We start from the raw sequence: 16,859 nt of genomic DNA, 5'->3' as shown, positions 1-16,859 counted from the left end.
GGCCCCCGCACGGTCATTTAGGCAGAAATTGCAGGATTTGTACAAAGCTCAGACCCCAGATCTTTCGAATCGTACAACCGGAGATTCGCCGATGCGCTGCACAATTTCCCACGCCCGCGCCCATCTGGGAGAGCTGGTCACCCGCGCACAGGACCCGCGTCAGGTGATCATTCTGACCCGACATGGCAAACCAATGGCCGCGCTGGTCTCGGTAACCGAGGTCGAGCGGATCTGGCATCTGCAGGACGACGATGAGATCGGTTGGAAACATCCCCTGAGCGGCATACGCGGAATGTGGTCGCGGGGACGAAACATTCCGGGAATGGAACCGGGGCCGGACGGCAGCTATGTCACCGCGCGCGAAGCCGCGCTGAAGGTCCGCGAGATCCAGATGACCCGTGCCGAGGAACGCCGCATATTAGCACGTGGCGGTCTGGATCCTGTCGCGGGCGGCGAACTGGCCGCCCGGCCCGTCTCCTCCCTGTGGAGACGATGGTTCCGTTTTTGAGAAGCGTTCCGACCCGCGCGTGGCAACCTACTAACCTCCGCTGCATTCACAATCGCAGCAGCGGTACTTACCCCCTACAATCGCCCGGGCCGGAAACGCTTCAGTTCACCTGACGTTCCAGAACGGTGCTGTAGGTCGTTCCGTTACGCAGGCTACGGAAATCGGCAAAAATCTTGCCATCTTCGTACCGTGCATCGATCAACGCATTCGCGCCGATCACCAGCGGTGAGGTTTCAATGATGCCGATCGAACCCGAGCCATCGAGGCTGATGGTTCCGGTGGCCTCATATTCGTTCCATTCGGTATCACCGTCCCGACGCCACTTGCTGGGCCCCCAGAAGACATTGTCTTCCTGCATCTGGACGTCGAGCATCCATTCGGCCTGATTGAAGCGGGGCTGATCGCCCTTGTAGTAATGGCTGGGCTGGACGGTCGTATAAGACCCGACCCAGGTGCCGCGCAGATCCGGTGTGGTATCGGCCAGTGCTGCGGTTCCGAGGGCGAGGGACGTGGCCAGAGCGGCTGCTCCGGCAGTCATGTATCTGGTCATGGGGATCTCCTCCTGAATGCGACCCTTCGAGGTTCGAAAGCGAACATCTCTGCTGTGGCCTACAGATTGGGAGGAGGTTGGATGCTTACAAGTTACCTAAGGGAAACTTCATGATTGGTTTAGATGAGCGTTAGTTGGAGAGGCCGGACGAAACCTGATAGCCGACCCTACGGTCAATCAATATACCAGAAAGCAACGTGCAGGTCTTGGCCTACTTTCGCCTTAACTCTGAGAAAACAAACGACGAGCCGACAATGCAAAGAATGACGACTGAGACCCAAACACTCTCTCCGCGATCAACAACTCTCGAATAATACAAAAGAACGGCGAGGCCTAGAAAGGCCAACAACTTCCAGATGACTGACGCCTTCAATGATCGATCCTGTGACTATTGTTGGCCTCTTAGCAAAATGGGCCAAAGCACTGATTGTCACAACCTACACGCAACCAAGCTTCACTTGAAGCCATCATCTTCGGCAACGGTTGATGAAAAGAGATGAGGGCCGCGACCGACCCGAGGGGTGAGGCCCGTCTCGGAAACGGTCCAGTGGACCGTTTCAGGGCCGATCGGGCGGAGCCCCGGGGCGCAAACGCGCCGCCCCATGGGGGCGGGTCGGCGCGGCCCGGCGGTGCCGCCGGGCGGGAAAGTTGAATTACTTTGTTTAGGACAAATTCTGCCTGACGTCGTTGTTCAATCAGTGACTGAAGCTTTGCAATGAGTTCGAATTTGTAGGAAGTTTCAAAATGGAACACTTGCTTATCCCGACAGTATATTGGCAACAAATTATTATGACTAAAGACGAACTACTATTACTTGCAGAGACAGCAACTACGGAAGATGACCAATTTGACTTTAAGAGAGAGTTCCAGCCTCAAAAGAAGGCTGCGTTTTGGGTCGAGTTGATTAAAGATATCGTCGCATTTGCGAATACTAGAGGCGGAGCAATCGTATTCGGCATCAATGATGATGGCTCGTTATCTGACGATAATTGCGAAGGACTGCTCAGCTTTGATCCGGCAAAACTAACTGATCAAATCAATAAATACACTGGTACTCAGTTCTCGCAGTTTTGGATTACTTCGGTCGGTAGAAACGGCGTCTTTCACCCAGCCTTGATCATCGAACCAACTAGAATTCCCATGGTTTTCAAGAAAGTGGGAACATACGAAACCGATACCGCCGTTCAAAAAACCGCGTTTAGCTTGGGTACAGTTTATTTTAGACACGGAGCCAAAAGCGAACCCGCCACTCAAGACGATCTCAGATCATCATTCGATAGGGAACTCCGCCGCGTGCGGGAAGAGTGGTTGGGAAGCATGAGGCAAATTGTTGAGGCCCCACCTGGATCAACCGTAACAATTGCTGAACCCGAGGAACCGATCTCGGAGCTTCGGCTTTCGAGTGACCCCAATGCGCCTGCCGTAACGATTAAAAATGTCAGTGATACGCACCCTCACCGACAAAAAGAACTAATCAGAAAAGTTCGAGAAAGAGTTCCCGGAATTGGCCGCTTCAACAGCCACGATATTCAAGCTGTGAAGTGTGCCGAGGACATCAACGAAGAAACTAGACCAGATTTCGTGCACAAACCTCATGAGCTGGCAAGCCCACAATACAGCGAAGGCTTTGTTGATTTCATATGTAGTCAGGTAGAGGGCAATGGTCTTTATTTGATTGGGTGCCGTGAGATATTGAAAGCCGCACGCTATGGGACCGATACCAGCATACTGGGTTGAATACACTAATCAACCGTGTGGGCACGCAGTTGGCTGCGCCAACCGCTTTCGCCCACCCGCCGTAAAAATGGCCAGCTTTAGCTGTCCATTTTTAAGGCGCTAATAAACGCCTCCTGCGGGATATCCACCTTCCCGAACTGGCGCATCTTCTTCTTACCTGCCTTCTGCTTGTCCAGCAGTTTGCGTTTCCGCGTGGCGTCGCCGCCGTAACATTTTGCGGTCACGTCCTTGCGCAGGGCCGAGAGGGTCTCGCGCGCGATGACCTTGCCTCCGATGGCGGCCTGGATCGGGATTTTGAACATGTGGCGCGGGATCAGGTCCTTGAGCTTTTCGCACATCGCGCGGCCCCGCATCTCGGCCCGGTCGCGGTGAACCATGGTTGACAGTGCATCCACAGGCTCATCATTCACCAGCACCGACATCTTGACCAGATTATCCTCGGTATAACCGGTCATCTGGTAGTCGAACGAAGCATAGCCCTTGGTCACCGATTTCAGGCGGTCGTAGAAATCAAAAACGACCTCGTTCAGCGGCAGGTCATAGACGACCATGGCGCGGCTGCCCGCATAGGTCAGGTCCAGCTGAATGCCGCGGCGGTCCTGACACAGTTTCAGCACGTCGCCGAGGTATTCGTCAGGCACCAGAATGGTCGCCTTGATGCGCGGTTCCTCGATATGGTCGACCTTCGACGGGTCGGGCATGTCGGCGGGGTTGTGCAGCTCGATCATCTCGCCGTCTTTCATGTAGACGTGATAGATCACCGACGGCGCGGTTGTGATGAGCTCGATATCGTATTCGCGTTCGATGCGGTCGCGTATGACCTCAAGGTGCAGAAGGCCAAGGAAGCCGCAGCGGAAGCCAAAGCCAAGTGCGGCCGAGGTTTCCATTTCAAAGCTGAAGCTGGCGTCGTTGAGCGCCAGTTTGTCGATCGCATCCCGCAGGTCTTCGAATTCGGCCGAGTCCACCGGGAAAAGACCACAGAACACCACCGGCTGCGCGGGTTTGAAGCCGTCCAGCGCGTCTTCGGTACCGTTGCGGTCATTGGTGATGGTGTCACCAACGCGGGTGTCGCGGACCTGTTTGATCGAAGCGGTGAGAAAGCCGATCTCACCGGGGCCAAGGCTGTCGACCATCTCCATCTCGGGCCGGAAGACACCGACCCGGTCGACATGGTGCAGGGTGCCGTTCGACATGAACTTGACCCGCATGCCCTTTTTCAGCGTGCCGTCCATGATGCGGACCAGAACGATGACGCCGAGATAGGCGTCGTACCAGGAATCCACCAGCATCGCCTTGAGCGGCGCGTCGAGATTGCCCTGCGGCGCGGGCAGTTGCTGCACGATGGCCTCGAGCGTCTCATGGATGCCCTGCCCCGTCTTGGCACTGACCTGAATGGCGTCGGTCGCGTCGATGCCGATCACATCCTCGATCTGTTCGGCCACGCGGTCACAATCGGACGCGGGCAGGTCGATCTTGTTCAGCACCGGCACGATCTCATGATCGGCGTCGATGGCCTGATACACGTTCGCCAGCGTCTGCGCTTCAACCCCTTGGGTCGAGTCGACAACCAGCAGAGAGCCCTCGACCGCGCGCATGGACCGTGAGACCTCATAGGCAAAGTCCACGTGACCGGGCGTGTCGATCAGGTTCAGCACGTATTTCTCGCCATTGTCGGCGGTATAGTCGATGCGAACCGTGTTGGCCTTGATGGTGATGCCGCGCTCGCGCTCGATATCCATGCTGTCGAGCAGCTGTTCCTTCATGTCGCGATCCTTGACCGTTCCGGTCTCTTGGATGAGCCGGTCAGCAAGGGTGGATTTACCATGGTCGATATGCGCGACGATGGAGAAATTGCGGATATGAGCGAGGTCTGTCATAGCGTCGGGATATGGTTCGAAAACGGGCGCTGGTCAAGGTGGGACCGCACGATCCGAAACCCTTTATTTGTAGGGTTCACCGGACGGGCCAACAATCCGACTTCATGGCTGTTCGCATTGAACGTAGCAGGCGAACTGTCAGCGTAGTCCATTCTTCACCAACTCGGCGTTCATCCAATGCGTTTCACTTTGCACGTGGCCCTCACGGACGTATTTGGCCAGATGGGTTGGCATAGCTTCTTCCGCGTACGCTGCGGTGGTTCTTACGACAAATCCTTCTTGTGTCGACAGGTCCAGATTGCTGATTACATCAGCGATAGACTTCTCCGAAAACTGTCCCCGAAACAGAACCGGCACAGGTGAGATGCCAAGTTCAGCGAACCGCAACAAGGTTGCGTCCCAAGATTGCACCACATTCCCTTTTACATAGGCAAAACCCAGAAAATACGTTGGTAGCCGGGAATAGGCGATGGAATGCCGGGCAAACAAGTACTCTCCAACAATACGTTCATCCGGTGACAGCAGGGGCGAGACACCCGCTGCGAATGCTTTGATCCAATCGCGAGATGGGTGATAACGCGCATCCAAACTCCGTGGGTGACAGCCATCGCAATGAATAGTTGTGTTTTCACCATCCATTTTTTCTGTAAAGATGACCTCTGCTGCATTGAGCAGAGCAGCAACATCGGACATGATTTTATCATCACTAGTCGCGCCCGGTGACTGGGGCAGATGAAATGTACGACCATATTTCCGGAGCATTGGTCTTTTCTCAATCAATTGAACCAAATAGTTCGCTGCACCAAACGCGACATTTCAGACTCGTACAATCACTTTTTCGAACCAAGTGATTGATCCGCATCGCAACTTGCACAATACTCTGCCGCAAGCCGAGAGGGACGCAGATCTCTCCGGGCAGGCAAACACGAGGCTTGAGCATGAAACAGTTCCTCTTAATAGCATTTTGCGCAACGTCGTTGACAGCAGTGGCTCCGGCACCAAGCGAGGCTGCACAGATTAAACGGGCATGTCTGGCATCGGACCGGTCAGCAGCGACGCGGTCTCGGTGCAGTTGCATTCAGCGCGTCGCGGATCAGGCGCTGACCCGCAGTGACCAGAAGACCGTAGCCAAGTGGTTCACCGACCCTCATCAGGCGCAAGTTCTGAAGATGTCGAAGACCGCGCGCGATGATGCGTTGTGGGATCGGTATCAGGCCTTTGGCCAGATGGCACAGGCGATCTGTAGCTAACCCATTCTGAATACTTGACCTGACCCCCGCTGCGCCTCAGAAATGGCGCAGCGAAAGGGAAGTTGCATGGTTATGAAAGGGCTGACCCTGCGCGGGCTCGAGGTGTTCGAAGCTCTGGCGCGGACGGGATCGGTGGCGCAGGCCGCCGAGATCACGGGGCTCAGCCAGCCCTCGGTCAGTCAGCAATTGCGCAATCTGGAAAAGGCACTAGGCACCGATCTGGTGGATCACGGTCGGCGGCCGATGCGGCTGACACAGGCCGGGCGCAGCTTTCTGGCCCGGGCCGAGGCGGTTCTGGGCGAGTTGCAATTGGCGCAAAGCGAACTGACCGTCATGGATCTGGGCCATCTGACCACGCTGTCGATCGGCCTGATCGATGATTTCGACAATGACCTTACACCGCGGCTGGCGACTCTGCTGGCCGACAGTCTGACACGGTCGAAATTCAAGCTGATCACGCTGTCCAGTCTCGATCTGTTTCAGGCACTTGAAGAGCAGCGTTTGCATCTGGCGGTTTCGGCCCATAGCGGTGAGGTGCTGGAAGGTGTGGTGGAGTATCCGCTGGTTCAGGACCCATTCATTCTGGTGACCCCCAAAACAGCGGATAACGTTGACGATGCGCTGCAGAACCTGCCATTCCTGCGCTATGCAAGGGAACAGCTGATCAGCCGACAGATCGAAAGCCATCTGGCACGCAATCAGATGGAGTTCGAGGAGCGGTTCGAGATCGGCTCGCATCTGGCCCTGATGGCGATGGTGGCGCGTGGTCTGGGCTGGGCCATCACGACACCGTTGGGATATATGCGCGCAGCGCGCTTCCATGAGGGCCTGACTGCCTACCCTGCCCCGTTTGGCGAAAGCTCACGCATGATCTCACTCTTCACCCAGTCGGACTGGTCCGATCAGGTGCCGCGCGAGGTAGCCGGGATGATGAGGCGCCTGATGCAGAGCCAGATCATTGATCCGGCAGTCGCGCAATTGCCCTGGCTGAGCGGGCAGCTGAAGGTGATTGGCGACTAGCTCTGCAGATGGGCGTTCAGGCCCGCGACTGTCTCTTCGATCAAGTCCAGCGCCCCGTCGAAATCCCGTGTGTAGTACGGGTCAGGCACGTGGTCGGCACCGGCCTGTGGCGCGAAATCAGTCAGCAGCCGCACAGGGGTCTCATTGCCGTACGGGCGCAGCGCCTCGATATCCGAAATATTGTTGGCATCCATCCCGATGATCAGATCAAACCGATCAAAGTCAGCGGCGGTGAACTGGCGGGCACGCAGGTCCGAGATATTCAGCCCGCGGGCCCGCGCGGCCTTTTGCATCGGGCCATAGGGTGGATCCCCGATATGCCAGCCCGAGGTTCCCGCGCTGTCAGATTCGAATTGCGGTGCGCGGGCGCGAAAGACGCCCTCAGCAGCGGGTGAACGGCAGATATTGCCCAGACAGACAAAGAGGATACGGTGGGTCATGGGCATGGTTTATCGCGCGGAGGTGAAATGGAAAAGATCGTCATTCTGACCGGAGCCGGAATTTCGGCGGAAAGCGGTCTGGGTACTTTCCGTGATGAGGGTGGCCTGTGGGTCCAACACCGGATCGAAGATGTCGCCACACCCGAAGGGTTTGCCCGCAATCCGGCACTGGTGCACGCTTTTTACAATGCCCGACGGGTACAGGCTGCGAAGGCAGAGCCAAACGCCGCTCATGTTGCGTTGGCACGCCTACAACAGGACTGGCCGGGTGAGGTCATCATCGTCACCCAGAACGTGGATGGCCTGCACGAAGCCGGAGGTGCCAGTGATGTAATCCACATGCACGGTATTCTGGCCGGGGCGCTTTGTGCGGCGTGCGGACACCGATGGACTGCCCCCCCGGAAATGGCTGTTGGCGAACCCTGCCCGGCTTGCGCCGCACCAACCGCCCGGCCGGACGTGGTGTGGTTTGGTGAGATGCCCTATCGCATGGACGAAATTTATGACCATCTGGCCGAAGCATCCATCTTTGCCGCGATCGGCACATCGGGTCAGGTTTACCCCGCAGCAGCCTTTGTGCATGAGGCAATCGCATCCGGCGCGCGCACTATCGAGCTGAATCTGGAACCGTCTGCAGGTGTGTCCAGCTTTGACGAAACCCGCTTTGGTCCGGCAACCGAAACTGTCCCACAATGGGTCGCCAAGCTGCTGGGTCGCCGATAGGTGCGGCCCCTCGCGAAGGTAGAAGACATTTCACCAATTTCTCGTTTATGCTGAGAGCTCAACAAGCTGGGGGAGACCCATGACTGAAAACGAAACCCAAGACGGCGAAATCGTCGATGATGGCAGCATGGCGGGCCGGGATGCGCTCAGCGAGAATCTGGCCAATCTGTGGTGGACCTTCCTGTTGCGCGGGATATTGGCGGCTCTGGTCGGGATTGCAGCGCTATTCTGGCCCACAGGCAGCATTTCGTTGCTGCTGCGTCTGGTTGGCGTCCTTCTGGTTCTGGACGGTGCGCTTACACTGATGGGCTTTGGTCGCCGGGGGCTTGTCGGAGGCGTCGGTATCGGTGCGGTCCTGATAGGGCTTGTTCTGCTGTTCTGGCCGGAAGGTGTTGCCAAGGTCACGTTTTTCCTGCTGGGCGCCTGGGCGCTTATCATCGGCATTGGCTCGCTTATCGCGATTGGACAGATGCACGCCTCGGACCCGGAACGTGCGACCGTGCGGAATTCAGGCATCGTGGCGCTTATCATCGGGCTGGTGCTGGTGTTCTGGCCAGTAGGCGGGCTTGTCGCACTGGGTTGGGCAATTGCGTTCTCGGCGTTGGCCTTTGCTGTGGTCATGTTCTTCATGGCCGCCCGTTTCAAGTCAGCTGGAGACCGTGTTGGGATGCGCGTCATCAATCGCTAGACAGCCGCGATCTGACACCTACGCATCCAGACGAAAACAGGCCAAGCATTGCCCGGCCTGACGCATGAATAGGGCCGCATTGCGGCCTGAAGACAGGCGTTGCCTCAGTTCGAATGTCCGCCGTGGGCACCGCTGTCCTGACGTTCGAGATCGACGGGGATCTCAACTTCGATCTCGCCGGCCTTTTCAAAGACCAGAGTCACCGGAACCATCGCACCCTGTTCAAAAGGCTGCGACAGACCCATGAACATGACGTGGTCACCGCCACGCTGCAGCATGTGCGTTTCACCTGCCGGAATGGCAAAGCCTTCTTCGACGTGCATCATCTTCGCGACGCCGTTGTCATCAATCATGTGAGTATGAAGTTCAACGCGACCGGCAGCATCGGACGACACACCAATCAGACGATCATCAGTGTCGCCAGTGTTTTCGATCATCATGAAAGCTGCGCCCGCCTTGGCTGTTTTCCCCGAAGACCGGGCATAGGCGTCGCCAATTTTGATGGTGTCTTCAGCAAAAGCGGCGGTGGCAAGTGTTGCAGAGGCCAGCGCGGCGAGCAGAGTGGATTTGAAGGTCATTTGCCTTCTCCTTTTGAATTGTCTGACAGATTGAGAAGAGTTCAGACAGAAAAGGGAGGTGCCCGCGCGGGCTGTGAAGGCCGAGGCGCTGCGATCAGGCTTTCGACCCGATGCGCGGGAGAGGGCAGTACCCGATCCGGAGCCTCAGGTAGCCCGGGTTGTGCAACCGCAATAGCGCCCAGCAAAGTCAGAGCAAATTCGGGACAGAAATGAGGCGGTTTGGTCGGCTGGCCGTTCTCGTCCATGTAGACGACAACAGGGCCTTCGCCCGTGCACAGAACCATCTGACCGACAGCAGCATCTACACCACGTGACGCTGCAACGCTCTGCCCGGTTAGAACCAGAAGCAGAGACAATACAAAAGGCAGTGATTTCCGAAGCATCGATACCATTTCGACCAATGGTATAGGCCCAGGCCAGACGGGGCTTCAAGCGCAATCGGCGTGCTGAGACAGTTTGGCCAACCGCGCCGTATTCCCCGTCTGGTTATTCAGTATCCGGCAGATTTTGTTACCGGTTATCAAGGCCCGATCTGTTGGTCGGATCTATCGTCATACTTGTATGCAGCCGATTTACCCTTCGCTGGATAACGGTGCAGGTTCTGACTGCCTCGACCAAAATTTTCGAGGGAATTGCCAGAATTTCAGTAAGTCTTACAGGCATGAATATGGCCTCCGATTCTGAATAAGCTTAGACATAATTCAAATTCAGCATATCGTATGTGAACAATATCACTGTAGCACCCCTTATTATTCACAGTTTGGAATAATTCACCCTGATCCACCAACTTTGGATTTATGCCAGACTGGCTGGCAGTGACGCCGAAATCAGCTAAGTCATGGCCATGAAACCTATCGATTCAAGCGACATTCAATTTGTGCGATTGCCTGAGATTTCCCAGGACAGAATCATGAAGCACATGTCTGATCCTCGCGTGGCGGCGCATCTGCCGCTGATGACATCGCCCTGGGATTCAGCTCAGGTGCAGAGCTTTGTCACAGCCAAAGAAATGTACTGGAAACGCGACGGATTGGGGCACTGGGCTATCCTTCACAGGGGGGACTATGTCGGCTGGGGCGGTTTCCAACGAGAAGGCAAAGACTGGGACTACGGGCTGGTTCTGACTGCAGATTCGTTTGGGCTGGGGAATGCCATCACACGAAAAGCACTGGAATTTGCCCGTAATGATCCGCGCATATCCTCGGTAACCTTTCTGCTGCCACCAACCCGGCGCAATCTGGGCGCCCTGCGGCGGCTTGGTGCCGTTTCCGAGGGTATGGTCACATATGATGATACCGGGTTTCAGAAATTCAGGCTGCAGACCCCTTGAAGACCGATACGTACAAAGAAAAACCCCTGCTCCATCAGGAACAGGGGTTCGAAATTTCGCAGTGAAAAAGCGTTACGCCGAAGCTTGTGCTTTGGCGATTTCTTTTTTCACTTTCAGTGCGTTCGCGGACAGTTCATCATCCTTGGCTTTCGCCAGGAAAGCGTCCAGACCACCACGGTGGTCAACTGAGCGCAGAGCAGCTGCCGAGATGCGCAGCTTGACGCCACGACCCAGTGTTTCCGACTGCAGTGTAACGTCGTTCAGGTTGGGCAGGAAACGACGACGAGTTCTGTTTTTGGCGTGACTGACATTGTTGCCAGTCATCGGGCCTTTTCCGGTCAGTTCGCAACGGCGCGACATGGTTTCTTCCTTTGTTTCTGGTGGCCGGGCATAACGCCCTCGGCCAAATCACAAGGGGCGCAACCCGAAGTCGCGCCCGAAAACTGGTTGGATGCGTGTAGTGGGAATCGCACGGAGGGTCAAGACGGGCGGGGCGAAATCTTTTGCCGGGATTTCAGATTCCCTGCCAGCGGCTTAGTTCTACAAAGCCCAGAATACATGAAGCAAGGGTATGAGCGTGCCAAATGCCTTCAGATCGCCTGCAACAGTGGCTTGTTGTTCTTCAGGTGCCGCGCGACCAGCTGCGCCTGCTGGCGGCCCTTGGGAATATAGCTGGCTGGATTGGGGGCATAGTTCATCTCGGCCAGTTCCGGGAAGATATCAAAGATCTCACGCCGCGCTTCAGGGCTCAGGGATTTGAGCGCTTCCGGCCCGGTATAAAGGCTCTCGCTAGGGGCGCCTTCGGCAAAGACGATTTCGTGACGATCGAAAAGCAGGTGGAAGTACTCAACACTTTCGACTGTCTCATCGACAAAGATCCCGGGCAGCGCAATCAGCTTGATCGCCGGGATCAGCACATCGGATGCTCCGAACATACGTTCGGCAATCCTGGACTGCACCAGCATCCTGTGTTGGCGCGACACCAGCAAGTCACGTTCTGGCAAACCACCGCCCAGCGCTCCGGCAAGGATACGAACCGGGCGGCGCTTGGCATTATCTTCAAGCGAACCGGTGTCAAAGCGGCGGCGACCGATCCAGCGGAGGGGTTGCATCCCATGACCTTTGGTCGGGACCATATCGCCGGTGCGCAGATCCTGCACGCGAACCGGACCACGTTCTGATAAGATCAGAGTATCACGGGTAAAGCAGACAAAGCCGGTACCTGTTTCAAAGGTGCTGTAGGTAACGGTGATCCCTGATGGCAGGGTAAAGGTGCCCCCGGAAAGGGAATAGCTGGTTCCGGCGACAACCGTGAAGGTGCCAAATGTGCTGTCATTGACTACCGTGCCTTCGGGCAGGTTAAGCGCATCGGTTCCATTACCACCCCGAACGTCTCCGGAGACGTTTGTGCTGCTGAAATTGAGAGTATCGTTGCCACGTCCCAACCGGATGTTGCCGATACTTGAGCCTTGAACATTGACGGTATCGTCATCCCGCCCCGCATTGAGTTGCCCGCCAATGGAACTGTCGGAAACATTTATGTCATCATTTCCGGCATTGCCACGAACGCTGCCTGAAATGGTGCTGTTGGTCACATTGATCTGGTCGGCCCCGCCACGGGCCCGAATGTCATCGATCGGCGTCCCCTGCGGAGTACCGTTCAGTGTCCCGTTGTCATCGGTGACATCAATATTGTCAGCGCCATTTGTCCCGGTGATATTGGGCATTATCGGCAGTTTCCGTTAGCATCGGCTGCGCTCAAACTACCCGAGCAAACGCACTTAGCCGGGCAATCTGAGCAACCAAAAATTGAACACGCATACAGAATACATGTTTCTGAGCGAACGAACTACCTCTGACAGTCGTGCGAATTCAATCTGTTGCGAGGATGCTCAGCATGTAATCCGCAGCGGCAGACGGGCTGAGGCTACCTGAACCAACCTCCGTGCCAAGGCGATCCATCTCGGCACGGGCAACTGGCGTTTCCAGTCGGGCCAGCAGGGCATGGCGCACCTCCTGATCAAACCAAAACCGAGCCTGAGTGGCGCGATTTGCATCCCAATGACCATTGCTGCGGCGCCACTCGGTCAAGGCCTGCATCTCTTCCCACGCCTGTTCCAGCCCATGTTCCTCAACCGCTGAAACGGTCATGGCCTTGGGAAAACTCTCAGGATCCTGTGGCCGCTTGCGCAACAGGCGCAGTGCCCCGGCATAGTCGGCGCAGGTGCGGGTCGCCGTGGCCTTCAGATCACCGTCGGCCTTGTTCACAAGGATCATGTCGGCCATTTCCATGATACCACGCTTGACCCCTTGCAGCTCGTCCCCGCCTGCGGGTGCCAGTAGCAACAGGAACAGGTCGGACATTTCGGACACAACGGTTTCAGACTGCCCCACGCCCACAGTTTCGATCAGCACCACGTCAAATCCTGCAGCCTCGCACAGCGCGATGGCCTCGCGCGTGCGACGGGCGACGCCGCCCAGATGGCTTTGGCTGGGGGATGGGCGGATAAAGGCGTTCTTCTCGCGGCTCAGACGCTCCATCCGGGTTTTGTCACCGAGGATCGAGCCGCCCGAGCGGGCCGAACTGGGATCGACAGCCAGAACCGCGACGCGCAGCCCCTGCCCTGTCAGCATCATGCCAAAGCTCTCGATAAACGTGGATTTACCCACGCCTGGGGTTCCTGAAAGACCAATCCGCAGCGACTGGCGGCCACTGCCCGCCAATTGGTCAAGTAACTGCGCAGCCTGTTCGCGGTGATCGGCGCGTTTACTTTCGACCAGCGTGATCGCTCGGGCCAGTGCCCGCCGATCCCCGTTCAAAATCCTGTCACCCAGGCTGTCTATGTGCATACTGCCCCCAATCTTAACGGCATGACTACTTGCCGCCCCCAGAACCGATTTGTCCAGCCCGGACCGACGAGGAATTTTATCCAATGTCATTTGTTTTAATACGTGTGTTTCCGTTGATACTCGCCATGCTGCCTGTTGCCGGTCTCGCAGAGGTTAATCAGAGCCAGTTTGCGTTGCGCGCCCTTGGGGTCAAGGTGGGCGAAATGGCGTTGAGTTCCGATATAAACCAAACGCGTTATGCCGTGACAGGCCGGTTGGGAACAACGGGGCTTGCGGGCACAATCAAGCGGGTGCGCTTTATTCTGGAAGTCACCGGCCGACGCAAAGGCGCGCAGTTTCAGCCCAAAAGATATGTCGAGGACATGGACACCGGTCAGCGGGAATCGCGGGTACGGCTGGACTATTCCCGGGGGATAGCGCGCGCGAGTGGGCCAAAGGTTGGCGAAGTCAGCGACCATTCCGTGACCGATGCTCAGCAACGCGGGGCTGTCGATCCTCTGACGGCGATCTTCATGGTTTTGCGTGATCAGCGCGAGGCCGAACTGTGCACATTGCGCCAGAAGATCTTTGACGGCGAACGGCTCACTGAAATCGCCCTGACACGGCGCAGCAATTCCGGTGATATGGTGCAGTGCAGCGGGCACTTCACGCGACTGGCCGGATATCCACCCGGTGATCTGCGGCAGGGCAGCCGCTTTCCGGTTCTGGTAACCTACGCGCGTTCAGGTGACATCATGCGGGCAATGCGGGTCGAGGCAAAGACGATCTATGGCCCTGCCGTTGTCGTGCGAAAGTAGCCTTCGCTGGACGCCACAGGCGTGATCACCGATAAGGGCCGAATGACGACACGCCTGCCCATTGATGACGCCATTCCCGAATTGCTGGACACCCTGCGCAGCCATGGCCGCGCGGTGCTGCAAGCCCCGCCGGGCGCGGGCAAAACCACGCGGGTTCCGCTGGAAATGCTGCAGGCCGGTCTGTGCGAGGGCAAGATCGTGATGCTGGAGCCGCGCAGACTGGCAGCGCGCGCGGCGGCCGAGCGGATGGCCGAAACCTTGGGAGAGCGCGCGGGCGAGACAGTCGGTTATCGCGTGAGGGGTGAGGCCAAGGCTTCCAAGGCCACACGTATCGAGGTGGTGACTGAGGGCATTCTGACCCGGATGCTGCAGTCAGATCCGGACCTGCCGGGCGTCGGTGCAGTGATATTTGACGAATTCCACGAACGATCGCTGAACGCGGATCTGGGTCTGGCCTTGTGCCTTGAGGTGGCCGGTGCGCTGCGGGACGATCTGATCCTGCTGGCGATGTCGGCCACACTGGATGCCGAACCGGTGGGGAAGTTGATGAATGCCCCTCTGGTGACCTCGGAAGGACGCAGCTATCCGGTTGAGACGCGCTGGCTTGACCGACCGCTGGGCATACAGGCGCGGCGGCTGGATGCGCTGGTTGATCTGGTGGTTCAGGCCGAGCGCGAGACGCGTAACATTGGCGGGGGCATGTTGGTGTTTCTGCCCGGAGAGGGTGAGATACGGCGGGCTGAGACGGCCCTGACCGGGCGATTGCCCGATGGATGCGCGGTGCGCCCGCTATTCGGCGCCCTGCCCTTTGCCGCCCAGCGCGCAGCGATTGCGCCTGTCAAAGATGGGCGCAAGGTGGTGCTGGCGACCTCGATTGCCGAAACCTCGCTGACAATTCCTGACATCCGTGTGGTTGTGGATATGGGACAGGCCCGGCGCGCCAGGTTCGATCCGGGGTCCGGTATGTCGCGGCTGGTGACCGAACGCGTAACACGGGCCGAAGCAACCCAGCGCGCCGGACGCGCCGGGCGTGTGGCCGAGGGGCTGTGCTATCGGCTTTGGTCCAAGGGTGAGGAAGGCGCGCTGGCGGCGTTTCCTCCGGCCGAGATCGAAGCCGCGGACCTGACCGGGCTGGCTCTGGAATTGGCTCTGTGGGGTGCCGATGCGGGTGATCTGGCCTTTCTGACCGCCCCGCCCGAAGGCTCGATGGCCGAGGCGCGATCGCTGCTGGGCATGCTGGGGGCGCTGAATAGCAAAGGTCGAATTACGGATCATGGGCGGGCATTGGCTGCGCTGCCCTTGCACCCACGACTAGGCCATATGCTGGTTACAGCTGGCACGGATGCAGCGCAGCTGGCTGCCCTGATGGCCGAGCGGGATCCGCTAAAGGGCGCGCCTGTAGATCTGAACCTGAGGTTGGAAGCGGTTCGGGACATACGCGCCTTTCGGAAAAACCGGCCATGGCAGGCCAACCCTGCGGTTGTGGATCGGATCAAGCAGGAATCCAAGCGACTGAAAGCACAAGCCGGACAGGTACGGAACGATCTCAGCCCGGCCTCCATGGCCGCGCTGGCTTATCCGGATCGCATTGGCCAGCGCCGCAAGGGGGATGTTCCGCGTTACGTGTTGTCCGCTGGAAAAGGTGTTGTAATGGACAGCGGCGATACGTTGGCCGGAGCGCCCTATCTGGTAGCGCTCGACACCGATGGCAATCCGCGAGAGGCGAGATTGCGGATGGCCGTACAAATCCCGGAAAGTGAAATTCGTGACCTGTTCGCCGATCAGATCGAATGGGTCGAAAGCTGTGAATGGTCCAAACGCGAACGCAGGGTGATCGCGCGCAGGCAACAGCGGTTCGGGGCAATCACGCTGGATGATCGCATCTGGAAAGATGTGCCGGATGAAGCGATAGCGCGGGCCATGCTGGATGGTGTGCGAGATTTGGGCCTGAGGCTGGACGGCGCTGCTGCGCGTCTGGCCGCGCGGGTCGAACTGGTGCGTGCCGATGGGATAGAACTGCCCAATTTCTCGATCGAGGGCTTGCTATCAGAGCTGGAGGACTGGCTGCTGCCGATGCTGTCCGGTGTCCGCAATGTAGAAGACTGGAAACGGTTCGACCTGTTGCCGGCATTGCAGACCCGCTTGAGCTGGGAGCAGATGCAGGAGCTGGATCGTCGGGCTCCGGCCTCTTTCGTGACCCCTCTGGGGCGCAAGCTGCCGATTGATTACGGCAAGGCCGTGCCCGAAATCTCGGTTCGGCTGCAGGAGCTGTTTGGCGTGTCCAAACACCCAGTGGTCGGCGGTGAGCCTCTGAAAATCACTTTGCTTTCACCTGCACAGCGGCCCATTCAGATTACCCGCGACCTGCCCGGTTTCTGGGCAGGTTCTTACGCGGATGTGCGTAAGGATATGCGGGCGCAATACCCAAAACACCCCTGGCCCGAAGACCCAACTCAGGCAGACCCCACTTTGCGGGCCAAACGCAGGCGCGACTGACGCGGGCCGAAAAGC

General features: G+C 57.8%; 18 protein-coding genes. 9 read left to right on the top strand and 9 right to left on the bottom strand.

Annotation, left to right across the window (positions count from 1 at the left end; all coding sequences use genetic code 11):
* Positions 1-91: 91 nt before the first annotated feature.
* Complete coding sequence (locus GOX61_RS03595; protein WP_170331337.1) at positions 92-508, top strand: type II toxin-antitoxin system Phd/YefM family antitoxin; 417 nt, start codon at positions 92-94, stop codon at positions 506-508.
* Positions 509-608: 100 nt separating this feature from the next.
* On the opposite strand, the gene GOX61_RS03590 is transcribed toward GOX61_RS03595, so the two are convergent.
* Positions 609-1,058, bottom strand: a complete 450-nt coding sequence (locus GOX61_RS03590; protein ID WP_155144949.1) for a hypothetical protein — start codon at positions 1,056-1,058, stop codon at positions 609-611.
* Positions 1,059-1,802: 744 nt separating this feature from the next.
* Here GOX61_RS03590 and GOX61_RS03585 point away from each other — a divergent pair.
* Positions 1,803-2,795 carry an RNA-binding domain-containing protein gene (locus tag GOX61_RS03585; RefSeq protein WP_170331335.1) on the top strand — a complete coding sequence of 331 codons (993 nt, stop codon included), beginning with the start codon at positions 1,803-1,805 and terminating at the stop codon, positions 2,793-2,795.
* 77 nt (positions 2,796-2,872) lie between these two features.
* Here the strand turns inward: GOX61_RS03585 and lepA are convergent, their stop codons facing one another.
* Both lepA and GOX61_RS03575 read right to left on the bottom strand, forming a co-directional pair.
* Positions 2,873-4,672 carry a translation elongation factor 4 gene (lepA, locus tag GOX61_RS03580; protein WP_170331333.1) on the bottom strand — a complete coding sequence of 600 codons (1,800 nt, stop codon included), beginning with the start codon at positions 4,670-4,672 and terminating at the stop codon, positions 2,873-2,875.
* A 138-nt stretch (positions 4,673-4,810) separates the two neighbouring features.
* Complete coding sequence (locus tag GOX61_RS03575; protein ID WP_367646929.1) at positions 4,811-5,365, bottom strand: RNA ligase family protein; 555 nt, start codon at positions 5,363-5,365, stop codon at positions 4,811-4,813.
* Positions 5,366-5,610: 245 nt separating this feature from the next.
* On the opposite strand from GOX61_RS03575, the gene GOX61_RS03570 reads away from it, so the two are divergent.
* Positions 5,611-5,922, top strand: coding sequence for a hypothetical protein (locus tag GOX61_RS03570; protein ID WP_170331329.1), 312 nt, complete (start codon positions 5,611-5,613; stop codon positions 5,920-5,922).
* A gap of 66 nt (positions 5,923-5,988) precedes the next feature.
* Positions 5,989-6,942 (top strand): LysR family transcriptional regulator, encoded by a 954-nt coding sequence (locus GOX61_RS03565; RefSeq protein WP_170331825.1) that lies wholly within the window; start codon positions 5,989-5,991, stop codon positions 6,940-6,942.
* On the opposite strand, the gene GOX61_RS03560 is transcribed toward GOX61_RS03565, so the two are convergent.
* On the bottom strand, positions 6,939-7,382 hold the full coding sequence (locus tag GOX61_RS03560; protein ID WP_170331327.1) for a low molecular weight protein-tyrosine-phosphatase: 444 nt from the start codon (positions 7,380-7,382) through the stop codon (positions 6,939-6,941). The genes GOX61_RS03565 and GOX61_RS03560 overlap by 4 nt on opposite strands.
* Positions 7,383-7,409: 27 nt before the next feature.
* On the opposite strand from GOX61_RS03560, the gene GOX61_RS03555 reads away from it, so the two are divergent.
* Positions 7,410-8,105, top strand: coding sequence for an NAD-dependent deacylase (locus GOX61_RS03555; protein ID WP_170331325.1), 696 nt, complete (start codon positions 7,410-7,412; stop codon positions 8,103-8,105).
* 79 nt (positions 8,106-8,184) lie between these two features.
* Complete coding sequence (locus GOX61_RS03550; protein ID WP_170331323.1) at positions 8,185-8,793, top strand: HdeD family acid-resistance protein; 609 nt, start codon at positions 8,185-8,187, stop codon at positions 8,791-8,793.
* 104 nt (positions 8,794-8,897) lie between these two features.
* Here the strand turns inward: GOX61_RS03550 and GOX61_RS03545 are convergent, their stop codons facing one another.
* Positions 8,898-9,371, bottom strand: coding sequence for a copper chaperone PCu(A)C (locus GOX61_RS03545; protein WP_170331321.1), 474 nt, complete (start codon positions 9,369-9,371; stop codon positions 8,898-8,900).
* Positions 9,372-9,412: 41 nt separating this feature from the next.
* Positions 9,413-9,754, bottom strand: a complete 342-nt coding sequence (locus GOX61_RS03540) for a hypothetical protein (RefSeq protein WP_209016108.1) — start codon at positions 9,752-9,754, stop codon at positions 9,413-9,415.
* A gap of 536 nt (positions 9,755-10,290) precedes the next feature.
* On the opposite strand from GOX61_RS03540, the gene GOX61_RS03535 reads away from it, so the two are divergent.
* Positions 10,291-10,701, top strand: coding sequence for a hypothetical protein (locus GOX61_RS03535; RefSeq protein WP_254436739.1), 411 nt, complete (start codon positions 10,291-10,293; stop codon positions 10,699-10,701).
* A gap of 72 nt (positions 10,702-10,773) precedes the next feature.
* Here the strand turns inward: GOX61_RS03535 and rpmB are convergent, their stop codons facing one another.
* The 3 genes from rpmB to meaB all read right to left on the bottom strand — a co-directional run bounded on the left by rpmB (position 10,774) and on the right by meaB (position 13,551).
* On the bottom strand, positions 10,774-11,061 hold the full coding sequence (gene rpmB, locus GOX61_RS03530) for a 50S ribosomal protein L28 (RefSeq protein WP_008756960.1): 288 nt from the start codon (positions 11,059-11,061) through the stop codon (positions 10,774-10,776).
* Between the two features lie 230 nt (positions 11,062-11,291).
* Positions 11,292-12,428 carry a Hint domain-containing protein gene (locus GOX61_RS03525; RefSeq protein WP_170331317.1) on the bottom strand — a complete coding sequence of 379 codons (1,137 nt, stop codon included), beginning with the start codon at positions 12,426-12,428 and terminating at the stop codon, positions 11,292-11,294.
* Positions 12,429-12,573: 145 nt separating this feature from the next.
* The gene (gene meaB, locus GOX61_RS03520) at positions 12,574-13,551 is read right to left on the bottom strand and encodes a methylmalonyl Co-A mutase-associated GTPase MeaB (RefSeq protein WP_170331823.1); all 978 of its coding nucleotides are present in this window, start codon (positions 13,549-13,551) and stop codon (positions 12,574-12,576) included.
* Between the two features lie 83 nt (positions 13,552-13,634).
* Here meaB and GOX61_RS03515 point away from each other — a divergent pair, with 83 nt between their 5' ends.
* Both GOX61_RS03515 and hrpB read left to right on the top strand, forming a co-directional pair.
* Positions 13,635-14,348, top strand: coding sequence for a DUF3108 domain-containing protein (locus GOX61_RS03515; protein WP_170331315.1), 714 nt, complete (start codon positions 13,635-13,637; stop codon positions 14,346-14,348).
* 42 nt (positions 14,349-14,390) lie between these two features.
* Positions 14,391-16,844: an ATP-dependent helicase HrpB gene (gene hrpB / locus GOX61_RS03510; RefSeq protein WP_170331313.1), complete on the top strand. Its 2,454-nt coding sequence runs from the start codon at positions 14,391-14,393 to the stop codon at positions 16,842-16,844.
* Positions 16,845-16,859: the final 15 nt, after the last annotated feature.

The organism is Ruegeria arenilitoris, assembly GCF_013030265.1.
In the GTDB taxonomy this organism is placed as follows: domain Bacteria; phylum Pseudomonadota; class Alphaproteobacteria; order Rhodobacterales; family Rhodobacteraceae; genus Ruegeria; species Ruegeria arenilitoris_E.
The sequence above is the reverse complement of the archived record's forward strand: the minus strand, read 5'-3'. Positions and strand labels throughout refer to the sequence as shown.